Consider the following 13,317-nt stretch of genomic DNA (forward strand, 5'->3'; position numbering starts at 1 on the left):
CCCGTCGCGTCGCGCACACCCAGAAGGAGGAGACACCGTGAACGACAGCTTCACCGCGGTGGAGATCTGCGCAGGCGCAGGCGGCCAGGTCCTCGGTCTCCACGAGGCCGGTTTCACGCACAAGCTCGCGGTCGAGCTCGACAGCAACGCCTGCGCCACGCTTCGCCACAACGGTCTCACCCCGGTCGCAGAAGGCGATGCGGCCGACAGCTCGGTGTGGAATCCGCAGGATTACGAGGGCGTGACACTGCTGGCCGGAGGGGTCCCGTGTCCTCCCTTCACGATCGCTGGCAAGCAGCTCGGAGCGGTCGACGAGCGAGACCTGTTCGCGTGGGCGGTCGAACAGGTGCCCGTGATCAAGCCGCGAGCACTCCTCCTGGAGAACGTCCGGGGCCTGAGCATGCCCCGGTTCGCCGGCTACCGGCAGCGCATCCTGGACAAGCTGACCGAGTACGGCTACGTCGGTGACTGGCAGCTCCTGCAGGCTTCGGACTTCTCCGTGCCGCAGCTGCGCCCGAGGTTCGTGCTGGTAGCGATGAAGCTCGAGGACGCGGAGTACTTCCACTGGCCGGACCCCGCCGATTTCGATCCTGCACCCACCGTCGGCCAGGCTCTTTTCGAGCTCATGGGCGACTGGAAGGGCGCGGACGACTGGAAGGGGCACGCCGACAAGATCGCTCCTACCATTGTTGGCGGCTCCAAGAAGCACGGTGGCGCAGACCTCGGGCCGACGCGGGCGAAGCGCGCGTGGGCGCAGATGCACGTGGACGCGATGGGGCTCGCTGATGCACCCCCCGCCCAGGATGCCGAGTTCGCCGTCGGCCCGAAGCTCACGTGCGACATGGTGGAGGTGCTGCAAGGGTTCGCCGGCCGTTACGAGTACTCGTTCACCGGCAGGAAGACCTCCCGCTACCGGCAGATCGGCAACGCTTTCCCGCCACCGGTCGCGCACGCGGTGGGCAGCGCCATCATCGATGCCTTCCACCGGCGAGGACCGCGACGGCCCGTCGTCGTCGGTGAGCACGACCCGATCTACAAGGCGCTCTTCAACGCCGACGATTTCCTCTCCGCGTCGAAGCTGACCAAGATCGCCGGGGTCGAGATGCACACCGCGGACCTGGAGCGCCACATCAGCATGCTCAGCAAGGACTTCACCGTCGAAACCGTCACACACGGCCAAACGACGAAGTACAAGCTGAGCGGTTTCAACGGGTTCACCGGCCAGGAATCCCACCTCCGGCACGAAGCCTTCCTGAAGAACCGCGCCAAGATCAGTTGATCTGGGGCTCGGCGGCGAGCAACAGCTCGCCGCCGACCCTCGCGCCACTCCGGTCAGCCAGCACCACTCCTGGTTTGCGGAGTTTCCAGGCATTTCCGCGGGGGTCGCAGCAGTTGTTGCTTTGCTCGGTGGAGTTCGTGCAGGCACCTTCGGCACCTCTTGGATGAGGTCGAGGGTGCCGAGTCGTTCCTGCCGGAGGGCTGTGACACCGAAGCGCGCGGCGACCGGGTCATCATCGGCAGCGTCGACGGCTTCTCCCGGTCGCAGCCCTCGAACCCACGCACGGCGCCTTCGGCGAGGAACAGCAGCAGCTGGGTGCGCCAGCTGTCCCGACTGGGCCGGTCGAACATCGCTTCCGCGAGCCAGCCGCCGCCCCGCCGGTCCGGTACCGGTGTCGGCTCAGGTGGCTCAGGCTCGTAGGTGTCCATTTAGGACAGTTCTGGCACGGCCCGGTCGGTGGCGACGCCGAAGCCGGTAGCCGCAGCGTGAATCCGGCCCTGGCCCCCGGGCAACGCTCATCGCGGCCAGCACTGCCTGCCGTTGCCGTTGCCGCGTCCGCAGGGCCGGGCAGCGCGGGACGTTCGTGCTGCCGCAGCGGCGCAGGATCGGACAGGTGCGGTTCCAGCAGCAGGCCACGCAGCGAAGGTGACCCGTCGAGCAGGCCGGGAAGGCCGTCGCCAGTCGGTTCGTCAACTCGGACTGCTGCTGCACCTGCGCGGCGGCGCGGCGGCGCGGCGCACCGTTTCGGTGGTGGTGCGGGCAAGCCGCTTCGGGCTGCTGCGCTGGAAGGCGGCGGGGACTGAAGCCCAGGGAGCGCAACGATCCCGAGGAGCCCGCTGCGGCGGCGACCAGCCCGTCCCCGGAGGTGCGGCGCCTTCTGCAGCTCCAGCTGCAGGCGGGTCTGCCGGTTGAACTTCTCCATCGAGCCACGCACCTGTTCCCGCGCGGCTTCGTTTCGCTCTTCGCATGCGGCTCAGCCGTCGTCCGGACCGGACCACCGCTCTCCTGCCGTCGAGTTCGTTCCCGGCCGCCCACCGGGGCGCGCCAGACCTCAGCTCGACGGCCACCCTGGTGAGACCGTTCCAGCGGAACATCACGGGCGCGTCTTCCATCCGAAGTGGACGTACGTCAGGCCGCGTCCGCGGCGAGTTCGGTGCGGGCGGCGACGCGGAGTTCTCGGCGCTCGCTTTCGCTGAGCCCGCCCCAGATCCCGGACAGGTCCGCGTTGCCCAGCGCGTAGCGCAGGCAGTCCTCGCGCACTTCGCAGGACGCGCAGATGCGCTTGGCCATCTTCCCGGACTGCCCCTTCTCCGGGAAGAACGCGTCCGGGTCGGACTGGGCGCATAGCGCCGACTGGTACCAGTCGGCCGCACCGGCCGGGGCGGTGATCGCATCGACGATCTTGATCATTCGTACCTCTCTTTCGGGCGAAGTCACGGGTGGGAATTGCTCGATGTTCAGCGGCCGGGACCGGCCAGGTCGCGCACGCACGTTTCGCAGCGGGACCACTCGTCGAGCTTGCTGCCGAATGCGGGAACGGTCACGCATCCGCACAAGGCCACTCGCCCGTCCACTCCGCCAATGCGGACTTGGCGGGCATCGGCGGGCACGTGGTGCAGCATCTTCTGCAGAAGACCAGGCCACCAGCGCACGGCGTCGTTCATATTCACTTCTTTCCAAAGGTCGATCCCGGCAGCGGAGCGAGTCGGCGCGGGATCAGCGGAAGATCGGGCGCGCCGCGGATTCGCGGGGCGGGAATCACCTCGCGGACGCGGCGGAAAAGGGGCGCCGGTGCGGTGCTCGGCGAGCAGCCGCACTACGGCGCAGTGCGGTGGAACGGACATGCAGCGCGACGGCGTCGTCGCAGCTCAGCAAGCCCCTCGAGGCTCACGGCCACCCGAATCGGCACCACCCGGGGAGGGCGGTGGGCACGGGGATTCGACCGGTCTCCACCGCGGGCGGACCGGGACCTGGTGTCGGCCCAGCAACTCTTCTCCTGTTCGGCAGGTCGTGCGCTGGGACCGGGCGGAGCCCCGAACTACCCGGTCCAGCTGAAAGGGAACTCACGTGCCGGTGCGACGACTCGACACGGAGCGAAATGAATTCCGAGACACCCGGCCAGCGGCCGGACGAACCACCGCACGGCACTGCCCCTACGGCGAAACCGCCGCTGCGCAACGCGATGGACACCGGAACGCGGTGCTATGTCACGCGATCCGATGCCCGCCACTTTAACCACAACATTCGATGTTGTCCAGCAACCCATTTCGAACGCATCACGGCGCAATACCGAGTCCACTGTGAATCCGAAGTGGACGGGCGGTGACCGGGGAGCTCAACCACGCCACGCCTCCCTGCCGTGCATCACCAGCGCGTAGACCACCAGCACGTCCACCACGATCGCCACCATCGACCACAGCGGGGATGCGGCGAACAGCACGACGTTCGCCAGCACGCTCACCACCGCCAGCACGACCGCGACCACCCGCGCCCAGAGCCTGCCGCCGAACAGGCCCAGCCCCACCGCGGTCAGCACCACGCCCAGCAGCAGGAAGCCGAGACCGACGCCGTAGAGGTCGACGGGCACCCACCGGCCGTCGGCCGCGACCCGCGCGCCGACCGGCCGGGCCAGCACGAACAAGCCGTTGACGATGTGCACGACTCCCGTCAGCACCAGCAGGAAAGCCGCGAAGTACACCCAGCCGACCCAGGCGGTGGGCCGCTGCCGGGGATGAGGAACGAGCGTGGCCATCACGACCTCCGGTGCGGGATCTCCGATCACCACGCTGCCCCGCCGGGAACCGCCCGCACAGAGCCGAAAGCCCTGACCCGAATTCTTGCCGGTGTCACCGGTTCGGCGGTACCGTGAGCCGCCTCGGCCACGGTCGGGCGTCCGGTGCGGGCTTCTCCCTCGGCGGGCGCGACCGGTTCGGCACCTCCCGCGCAGTGCCGCGAAACGGAGATCTGGTGAACGCACTCCCTCCCCTGCCCGGCACCGGTTTCCACCGCACCGGAACCCAGGTGGAGACCGAACGGCTGCTGGGCGCGCTGGCCGCCGACATGCGCGAGTACGCCATCTTCGCCCTCGACGCGCAGGGCCGGGTGACCACCTGGAACCGCGGTGCCCAGCTGATCAAGCAGTACACCAGCGCGGAGATCATCGGGCGGCACTTCTCCACGTTCTACCCGGCGGAGTACGTCAACTCCGGCTATCCAGAGTGGGAGCTCGAACAGGCCGCCGCGCACGGCTTCTTCATCGACCGCGGCTGGCGGCTGCGCAAGGACGGCTCCGCGTTCTGGGCGCACGTGGTGATCACCGCGCAGCGCACCACCGACGGCACCCTCGACGGGTTCATCAAGGTGACCCGCGACGAATCGGAGGCGGTCGCGCAGCGGGAGCGCTCGGACCGCCGGTTCACCGACCTGTTCCAGCTGGCGCCGACCGGGATCGCGCTGCTCGACGAGCGGGACCGCATCCTCGACGCCAACGGCGCGCTGTGCGAACTGCTCGGGTACCGCCCGCACGGCCTGCTGGCCGGCGAGCTGATGCACCCGCTGGACGGGGTGGCCGGGCTGGTGCCGCGCGCGGTGCCACCGGGCCGCGAGCCCGCGCCCGACTCGGTGGCGCAGCGGAGGCTCGCGCAGGTGGGCGGGCAACCGATGTGGTGCGAGGTGCGGTGCGCGGCCTCGGTCGACCAGGACGGGAACCGGTTCTGGCTGGCGGTGTTCCAAGACCTCACCGAGCAGGTGCGGCGCACCGAGGCCTTGCACTTCCAGGCGACCCACGACCAGCCGACCGGGCTGCTGAACCGGCGGGGCGTCAACGAGCTGCTCGCGCCGATGCTGTCGGGCGATGCCGCGGACCGGGTCGGGGTGCTGTTCTGCGACCTGGACAACTTCACCCGGTTCAACGATTCGCTGGGACACGACGCCGGGGACGAGCTGATGGCACTGCTGGCGCGGCGGCTGGTCGACGAGCTGCCGGAGTCGTGCACGCCCGCGCGGCTCTACGGCGACGAGTTCCTCATCATCTGCTCGGACCTGCCCGGCTGCGGCGGCCTCGAGGCGCTGCACCGCACGGTCGGGGACATCCTGTGCGCGACGACCCCGCTGCGCGGCAGGCTGCTCAGCGTCACGGCCACCTTCGGCGCGGCGACCGCGCAGGCCGGCGTCACCCCGGCGGAGCTCATCCGATGGGCGGACGCGTCGATGCTGCAGGCGAAGCGGCGCGGGCACGGCCGCAGCGCGCCCGCGAGCGCACCCGCCCAGCTCGCCCTGGAGGAGGACCTGCGGGACGCCCTCGCGCACGACGGCCTGGAGCTGCACTTCCAGCCGGTGTTCCGCCGCGACGGCTCCATCACGCTCGCCGAGGCGCTGGTGCGCTGGCCGCACCCGCAGCGCGGCCTGCTGCGCCCGGACACGATCCTGCCGGTCGCCACTCAGGGCGGCATGCTCGCCGACCTGGACCGCTGGGTGCTGCGGGCGGCGCTGCGCGAGGCGACGGGCTGGCGGCGGATCGGTGGCCGCGCGCCGGGCGTCGCGATCAACCTCTCCGGGCTCTCACCCGAGGACGACGGCTTCCACGAGGAGATCAGCGCCGAGATCGCCGCCAGCGGCATCGAACCGGGCCGGGTCGTGCTGGAGATGGTCGAGACGGTGCTGGTGGAGCTGCCCGCCCGCCCCCGGGGCGTGATGAGCGGGCTCGCGCGCGACGGGGTGCGGTTCGCGATGGACGACTTCGGCACCGGCTACTCGTCGCTGGCGCGGCTCAAGGACCTGCCCACCCAGATCGTGAAGCTGGACCGCCGGTTCGTCTCCGGGATGGGCACCGATCCGGTGGACCTCGGCATCGTCCGCGCGGTCATCGAGCTGGCGCACGCGATGGGCCGGATGTGCATCGCCGAGGGCGTGGAGAACACCACCCAGCACGACCTGCTCGACCACTTGGGCGTGGACGCCTACCAGGGTTTCCTGTTCGCCCACCCGACCCCGGCCGCCGACCTGCGCGCGCTGCTGGCCGGGAACTCCTGACCCGGTACGGCGAAGGGCCGCACCGGTGCCCCGGTGCGGCCCTTCGCGGTGGTGCGGCGGGCGTCAGGCGCGCTGCGGTTCCTTGAGGCCGGAGCCGATCCCGGTGAGGGAGCGGACCTCCATCTCGGCCTGCTTGACCGGGTCCTGGTCCTTCTTCCCGAACAGGGTGCCGAGGAAGCCCGCCAGGAAGCCCAGCGGGATCGACACGATGCCCGGGTTGGTGAGCGGGAACAGGTCGAAGTCGGCGCTGGGGAACATCGCCGAGGGCCGACCCGACACCGCGGGCGAGAACGCGATGAGCAGGATGCACGAGATCAGGCCGGTGTACATCGACCACAGCGTCCCGGTGGTGTTGAAGCGCCGCCAGAACAGCGAGTACAGCATCGTCGGCAGGTTCGCCGATGCGGCCAGCGCCAGCGCCAGCGACACCATGAACGCCGCGTTCTGCCCGATGGCCGCGATGCCGCCGACGGTGGACAGGACGCCGACGACGAGCGCGGTGATGCGGGCGACCCGGATCTCGGAGACGGTGTCGGCCTTGCCGCGCTTGATGATGTTCGCGTACACGTCGTGCGCGAACGAGGCGGACGCGGTGAGGGTGAGGCCCGCGACGACCGCGAGGATCGTGGCGAACGCGATCGCGGCGACCACGCCCAGCAGCCAGGAGCCGCCGATGCGGTGGGCCAGCAGCAGCGCCGCCGAGTTCTCCCCGCCGGGTGCGTTGGTGATGGCCTCCGAGCCGACCAGCGCGGTGGCGCCGAAGCCGAGCAGCAGCGTCGCCAGGTAGAACACGATCATCGTCCAGGTGATCCAGACGACCGAGCGGCGCGCTTCGCGGGCGCTGGGCACCGTGTAGAACCGCATCATGATGTGCGGCAGGCAGGAGATGCCGAGCACGATCGCCATCGCCAGCGAGATGAAGTCGATCCGCGACAGCGAGGTCTGCCCGTACTGCGCGCCGGGTTCCAGCAGTGCCTGCCCGAGCGGGCTGTTCGCCGCCGCCTGCTCCAGCAGCCCGGAGAAGTCGTAGGAGAACCGGCCGATGAGGAACACGGCCATCAGCGACACGCAGATCAGCAGCAGGGTCGCCTTGATGATCTGCACCCAGGTGGTGCCCTTCATGCCGCCGACCAGCACGTAGAAGATCATGATCAGGCCGACGGCCACGACGACCATGGCCTGGCCGAACTTGCTCTGCACGTCCAGCAGCAGCGCGACGAGACCACCGGCGCTCGCCATCTGGGCGACCATGTAGAAGAACGAGATGACCAGCGTCGTGTTCGCGGCGGCCGCGCGGACGGGCCGCTGCCGCATCCGGTAGCCGATCACGTCGCCCATGGTGAACCGGCCGGTGTTGCGCACCAGTTCGGCGATGAGCATCAGTTCGATCAGCCATGCCACGAGGAATCCGACGGAGTACAGGAATCCGTCGTACCCGTGCACGGCGATGGCCCCGGCGACGCCGAGGAACGAGGCGGCGGAGAGCCAGTCGCCGGCCAGCGCGACGCCGTTCTGCGCGCCGGTGAGGGCGCCGCCCGCCACGTAGTAGTCGGAGGCGGTCGTGTTCCGGTTCGACACCCGGTACACGATGAACAGCGTCAGCAGGACGAATCCGGCGAAGACGCTGACGGTGGTGGTGGGGTCGCCGACGGCGGCCGCGAGGGTGGTGGTCGTCATCAGCGGTCGGCCCCTTCCTGCTCGCGCAGCCGGTCCACCAGCGGGTCGATGCGCTTGCGCACGTAGCGCCCGTACAGCACGGTGACGATCGCGGTGGTGACGAACTGGAGCAGCCCCAGCACGATCCCCATGTTCACGTAGCCGTACACCTGCCGGCTCATGAACTCCTCGGCGTAGGCGCCGAGCGCGACGTAGGTGAAGTACCAAGCGAGGACGAGCAGCGTCACCGGGAACACGAACCATCGGAATCGACGCCGGATGGCGACGAAATCGTCGCTTTCCTGAATTGCGGCGAAATCGGTTTCACCCGAGTTCACCGGGCGCCGGAGGCTGTGTTTCGAGATGTTGCCGAATCTAGGTTCGGCGTACTGACCGTCCAGCCGGTCTCGGCTTCGGTTCTCCGACGTTCGGGGCATGCTGTGGGTCCTTCGGGCTTGCTCGCGCGTCAAGGAATCCGGAGTGTATCCCCTCCATGCGCTAGAAACACGCGCGGGCACTATCCGAACTTCCAGCTACATCAGCGCAAATAATTGGTCTCGATACGGTCACAGCATTGGTCACGAGACCAGCACAATACGCTACCCGGCGTAATCGGAACTGGGGCGTTTTGTTATTGGACCGCACGTTTCGTCCGACTTCCCCGGCCGCTTTCCCGTGCGTAGCAAGGCCCTTGAAGCACGCCGGGGTTGATCACTTCGAGTGATCGACGGTCGAGCCCTCCGACCACGTCGCCGTGATTGTTCGCCAATTTCCCGTTTGACCAGGCAGGTAGCATCTCGAATTCGTGCGCCCCTCACGTGCCGGGGCGCGTTTCCGGTACCAGATGCCGGAACCCCTTGTGCCAAGGAGGTTTACTTGTGACAGTGCGTGACGGATTCTCGGTCGTTGCGCCACCGACCTGGAACCGTTGGTTAGTCCCGCCCGCCGCGCTGGCCATCCATCTTTCCATCGGGCAGGCCTACGCGTGGAGCGTTTTCAAAAGCCCGCTGGAATCGAGCCTCCAGATTTCCGGGACCGGTAGCGCGCTCCCGTTCCAGGTGGCGATCTTCTTCCTCGGGCTGTCGGCGGCGTTCGGCGGCAAGTTCGTGGAGTCCCGCGGCCCGCGCTGGGCCATGCTGGTCTCCACGATCTCCTTCGCCTCGGGCTTCCTCATCTCCGCCCTGGGCATGTACCTCGGGCAGTACTGGCTCGTCGTCGTCGGGTACGGCGTGGTCGGTGGCATCGGCCTCGGGATCGGGTACATCGCCCCGGTGTCGACGCTGATGAAGTGGTTCCCGGACCGCCCCGGTCTGGCCACGGGCATCGCGATCATGGGCTTCGGCGGCGGCGCGATCATCGCCTCGCCGTGGTCGACCGCGATGCTCGACGCCTTCGGCAAGACCACCAGCGGCATCGGCAGCACGTTCCTGGTGCACGGCATCGTCTACGCCGTGTTCATGACCCTCGGCATCCTGCTCGTCCGGGTTCCCCCGCCGGGCTGGACTCCGCCGGGCTGGACCCCCTCCGCGGTGGCCAAGAGCATCAACCCCATCAAGGTCTCGGCCAACAACGCGCTCCGCACGCCGCAGTTCTGGCTGCTGTGGATCGTGCTGTGCCTGAACGTGACCGCGGGCATCGGGATCCTGCAGAAGGCCTCCCCGATGATCCAGGACTTCTTCTCCGGGACCAGCACTCCGGTGGCCGTCGCCGCGGCGACCGGGTTCGTGTCCCTGCTGTCCCTGGCCAACATGGGTGGTCGCTTCGCCTGGTCGGCGCTGTCCGACCGGACCGGGCGCAAGAACATCTACCGGGTCTACCTCGGGGTGGGTGCGCTCGCGTACCTGCTGCTGCTGTTCGCGGGAGACAGCAGCGTCGCCTTGTTCGTCGTGGCGGCCATGCTGATCATGTCGTTCTACGGGGCGGGCTTCGCCACGATCCCCGCCTACCTGAAGGACCTGTTCGGCACCTTCGAGGTCGGGGCCATCCACGGCAGGCTGCTCACCGCCTGGTCGGTGGCGGGCGTGCTCGGGCCGGCCATCGTGGACGCGCTCGCCGACTCCGGCGAGGCCGCGGGCAAGTCCGGTGCGGACCTGTACACGGTGTCGTTCTACCTGATGACCGGTGCGCTGGTGATCGGGTTCGTGGCCAACGAGCTGATCCGCCCGGTGCACTCCCGGTTCCACGAGCCGGACGCGTCCGGTTCCCGTGACGCCGAGGAGAAGAGCGGCGCGGACGACTCCGCGGCGAAGAAGGCCGACGAGGACGAGGACGCCGCCACGGCATCCAGCACCTCCGGCGAGCAGAGCAGCTGAGGGACGAGAGAGATGACCGAGCAGAAGACCGCGCCCGCGAGCGGGAGCACCCGCGTCCTCCTCGCCGTGTCCTGGCTGTGGGTGGGCATCCCGTTCGCCATCGGCGTCTACGAGCTCGTGATCAAGGCGGCGCAGCTGTTCTCGTGAGCGGCGCCGTCCGGTGATCGACCGGGCGAAACGAACTGAGGCCGACCATCCAGCTGGATGGTCGGCCTCAGTTCTGTGATCACCCCCGGAACGCGGGGAGTTCCCCGGCCCGGGTCACGCCGCTCGCGCGGCGAAGATCAGATCAGACCACGCGCACGGACTCGGCCTGCGGGCCCTTCGGGCCCTGGGTGACCTCGAAGGAGACCGTCTGGTTCTCCTCGAGGGTGCGGAAGCCGCCGGCGTCGATGGCCGAGTAGTGGACGAAGACGTCGGGTCCACCCTCGGACGGCTCGATGAAGCCGAAGCCCTTCTCCGAGTTGAACCACTTCACGGTGCCCTGTGCCATGTTCTTGCTCCATCCTGGTAGCTGGTCGGTTCCGGTGCCAGGTCCGGCACCGGGGTCGCGGATCTCAGACGGCGACTACTCCAGCTACTCCCAAGACAGCAGCTCGCCCGCATCAGCACTCCTGCGAGCGTGCACAAAACACGAACCCAGAAACAACGACCGCTGCCAAGCTTACACGCCGCCGCGCCGGGGTCGACCCCGCAACGGCCCCACCTGCACCGGTCGCCCGTCCGGTGGTCGCCTCTGCTGCGGATTCAGCTCGCGGCGAACCCCCGATCGTGGCGGAGAACACGCCGCGACGAGCGGCACCGGGCGGGAGGGACGGGCCCGCGGACGGGAGGCGCTCGCCCGCGGGCGAGCCTGCGGACGGGAGGCGCGGGCGGCCTGGATCCGGGCACCGGGCGACCTTCGGCGACCGGACGGGAGGCGCGGGCGAGCGGGCGGCCACCGCTCGCCGTCGACGCGGCCCGTGATTCCACTGTGGACCCAGGCGTGCCGGGGGCGGCGCGATCACCTCGCTAGGATCGCCACGTGCCGCGACCGGCGCGGACGACCGGACCGCGGAGCGCCCGGCGCGGAAGGAGCCCCGATGCGCAACCCGCCGAGCGCACCGACCGGCAGCGCACATCGACCGCTGAACCCGCTGAACCCGCTGGTCGCCGCCGGGTGCGGACTGGTGTCGCTGGCCCTGTTCCTGTCGATCCCGCTGGCCGGAGCCGCGGACCCGACCCTCGGTGACCTGCCCGCGCCCGGCGAGGGCCGGTGGTGGCTGCTGGGCGCGGTGCTGCTGGTGCAGGCGGTCGCGCTGACGTGGGCGAACCGCCGCCCCGAGGTGGTGCTGCCGCTGGTCGCCGGGGTACCGCTGGTGCTCGCCTGGTTCGGCCCGAACGCGGCGTTCAGCACCACCGCGGTCGCGCTGATCGCGGCGGTGTACCTCGCGGTGGTGGCCCGGACGCGGTGGCCGCGGATCGTGCTGCCCGGCGCGTGGCTGCTGGAGGCGGTCGCCCAGGCGTGCAACGAGGTGCGCGACGAGGCGCTGGCCCTGCCCGCGGCGCTGCTGGCGGGTGCGGCGCAGGCGCTGGTCGTCGTCGGGCTGCCGGTGCTGGCCGGTTCGGTGATCGCGGCGCAGCGGGACGCCCGGGAGGCCCGCGAGCAGGAGGCGCGGGCGCTGCGGCGCGAGCAGGGCGCGCTGCTGGAAGCCGCGGTGTCGCAGCAGCGGGCCGCGCTGTCCCGGGAGCTGCACGACATCGCCGCGCACCACCTGTCCGGGATCGCGCTGATGGCCGCGGTGATCGACCGCCGGATCGACTCGGACCCGGACGCCGCGCGGCAGGCCGCCCGCGAGATCCGGGAGCAGAGCACCGCGGTCCTCGACGACCTGCGCCGGCTCGTCGGCCTGCTGCGCGAAGGCCACGGCGCCGACGCCCCGGTCGCCGCGCTGGACGCGGTGCCCGGACTCGTCGCCCAGCGCCGGGCCGCCGGTGCGGAGATCGACCTGGTGCTGCCCGGCTCCGGGTCCGGCGAGGTCGGCCCGCTCGCCCAGCTCGTCGCCTACCGGGCGGTGCAGGAGTCGCTGGCCAACGCGGCAGCGCACGCCCCGGGCGCCCGCTGCGCGGTGGAGATCGGCGCCCGGGGACCGGACCGGCTGGCGGTCGTCGTGCGCAACGGCGCCCCTGCCACCGCGGGCGCGGGGCCCGGCGGCGGGTTCGGGCTGCTCGGCATGGCCGAGCGGGCGCAGCTCGTCGGCGCCGACCTGGACTACGGCCCCACCTCCGGCGGCGGCTGGGAAGTGCGCCTGCTGCTCCCCCGCGAAGACCCGACCCCCGCGGCGCTCGCGCCACCGATCCCGGAGGCACCCGCGTGATCCGCGTCCTCATCGCCGACGACCAGCACCTCACCCGCTCCGGGTTGTCCGCGCTGCTGGGCGGCGAACCCGGCATCGAGGTCGTCGGCCTGGCCCGCGACGGCACCGAAGCGCTGTCGATGGCCCGCGAGCTGGCGCCCGACGTCGCCTGCCTGGACATCCGGATGCCCGGGCTCAACGGCATCGAAGTGGCCCGCGCGCTGTGCGCGGCGGACGCCGACCCGCAGGTCGCGGTGCTGGTGCTGACCACCTTCGACCTGGACGACTACGTGTTCGGCGCCTTGGAAGCAGGCGCCGCCGGATTCCTGCTCAAGGACGCGGACCCGGACGCGATCGTCGCCGCGGTCCACCAGGTCGCCGCCGGCCGGGGCACCATCGACCAGACGCTGACCCGGCGGATCCTGCGCGAATTCGTGCACCGCCGCCGCCTCCAACCGGTCACCGCGCAGCGGGCCGGGGACCTGCTGACCCCGCGGGAGCACGAGATCCTGCTGCTGCTCGCGCAGGGCATGTCGAACGAGGACATCGCCCGCGCCCTCGTGGTCGAGGTGTCGACCGTGAAGTCGCACCTGGCGCGGATGCTGCCGAAGCTCGGCGTGCAATCCCGGTTGCAGGCCGTGGTGTGGGCCTACCAGAACCGCGTGGTCGCGGTTCCCGAGCCGGGTTCCTGACCGGCCCAGTC

The 13,317-nt window shown here is 70.2% G+C and carries 12 protein-coding genes; 6 read left to right on the forward strand and 6 right to left on the reverse strand.

The annotated features are described in order from the left end of the window. The first annotated feature begins 37 nt into the window (after positions 1-37). Positions 38-1,279 (forward strand): DNA (cytosine-5-)-methyltransferase, encoded by a 1,242-nt coding sequence (gene dcm, locus ABZ805_RS03475; protein WP_358433670.1) that lies wholly within the window; start codon positions 38-40, stop codon positions 1,277-1,279. 1,128 nt (positions 1,280-2,407) lie between these two features. On the opposite strand, the gene ABZ805_RS03480 is transcribed toward dcm, so the two are convergent. The 3 genes from ABZ805_RS03480 to ABZ805_RS03490 all read right to left on the reverse strand — a co-directional run bounded on the left by ABZ805_RS03480 (position 2,408) and on the right by ABZ805_RS03490 (position 4,031). Further along, positions 2,408-2,689 carry a WhiB family transcriptional regulator gene (locus tag ABZ805_RS03480; protein WP_358433672.1) on the reverse strand — a complete coding sequence of 94 codons (282 nt, stop codon included), beginning with the start codon at positions 2,687-2,689 and terminating at the stop codon, positions 2,408-2,410. 47 nt (positions 2,690-2,736) lie between these two features. Next, positions 2,737-2,943 (reverse strand): hypothetical protein, encoded by a 207-nt coding sequence (locus ABZ805_RS03485; protein ID WP_358433674.1) that lies wholly within the window; start codon positions 2,941-2,943, stop codon positions 2,737-2,739. 671 nt (positions 2,944-3,614) lie between these two features. Then, positions 3,615-4,031, reverse strand: a complete 417-nt coding sequence (locus tag ABZ805_RS03490; RefSeq protein WP_358433677.1) for a hypothetical protein — start codon at positions 4,029-4,031, stop codon at positions 3,615-3,617. Positions 4,032-4,246: 215 nt separating this feature from the next. On the opposite strand from ABZ805_RS03490, the gene ABZ805_RS03495 reads away from it, so the two are divergent. After that, entirely contained in the window at positions 4,247-6,310 is a 2,064-nt protein-coding gene (locus ABZ805_RS03495) for an EAL domain-containing protein (RefSeq protein ID WP_358433680.1), read from the forward strand. Positions 6,311-6,373: 63 nt separating this feature from the next. Here the strand turns inward: ABZ805_RS03495 and ABZ805_RS03500 are convergent, their stop codons facing one another. Beyond that, positions 6,374-7,987: a cation acetate symporter gene (locus ABZ805_RS03500; protein ID WP_358433683.1), complete on the reverse strand. Its 1,614-nt coding sequence runs from the start codon at positions 7,985-7,987 to the stop codon at positions 6,374-6,376. After that, positions 7,987-8,403, reverse strand: coding sequence for a DUF485 domain-containing protein (locus tag ABZ805_RS03505; protein ID WP_358433686.1), 417 nt, complete (start codon positions 8,401-8,403; stop codon positions 7,987-7,989). The genes ABZ805_RS03500 and ABZ805_RS03505 overlap by 1 nt, the downstream gene beginning before the upstream one ends. A gap of 441 nt (positions 8,404-8,844) precedes the next feature. Between ABZ805_RS03505 and ABZ805_RS03510 the strand changes: the two genes are divergently transcribed. Next, on the forward strand, positions 8,845-10,278 hold the full coding sequence (locus tag ABZ805_RS03510) for an OFA family MFS transporter (RefSeq protein WP_358433689.1): 1,434 nt from the start codon (positions 8,845-8,847) through the stop codon (positions 10,276-10,278). Between the two features lie 12 nt (positions 10,279-10,290). Continuing rightward, positions 10,291-10,425, forward strand: a complete 135-nt coding sequence (locus tag ABZ805_RS03515; protein ID WP_358433692.1) for a hypothetical protein — start codon at positions 10,291-10,293, stop codon at positions 10,423-10,425. A gap of 142 nt (positions 10,426-10,567) precedes the next feature. Here ABZ805_RS03515 and ABZ805_RS03520 read toward each other — a convergent pair whose 3' ends face one another. Then, positions 10,568-10,771, reverse strand: coding sequence for a cold-shock protein (locus ABZ805_RS03520; RefSeq protein WP_358433695.1), 204 nt, complete (start codon positions 10,769-10,771; stop codon positions 10,568-10,570). A 589-nt stretch (positions 10,772-11,360) separates the two neighbouring features. On the opposite strand from ABZ805_RS03520, the gene ABZ805_RS03525 reads away from it, so the two are divergent. Both ABZ805_RS03525 and ABZ805_RS03530 read left to right on the forward strand, forming a co-directional pair. Continuing rightward, entirely contained in the window at positions 11,361-12,635 is a 1,275-nt protein-coding gene (locus tag ABZ805_RS03525; protein ID WP_358433698.1) for a histidine kinase, read from the forward strand. Beyond that, positions 12,632-13,306, forward strand: a complete 675-nt coding sequence (locus tag ABZ805_RS03530; RefSeq protein ID WP_358433701.1) for a response regulator transcription factor — start codon at positions 12,632-12,634, stop codon at positions 13,304-13,306. Before ABZ805_RS03525 ends, ABZ805_RS03530 begins: the two co-directional genes overlap by 4 nt. Positions 13,307-13,317: the final 11 nt, after the last annotated feature.

Source organism: Saccharopolyspora sp. NPDC047091 (assembly GCF_040643635.1).
In the GTDB taxonomy this organism is placed as follows: Bacteria; Actinomycetota; Actinomycetes; order Mycobacteriales; family Pseudonocardiaceae; genus Saccharopolyspora_C.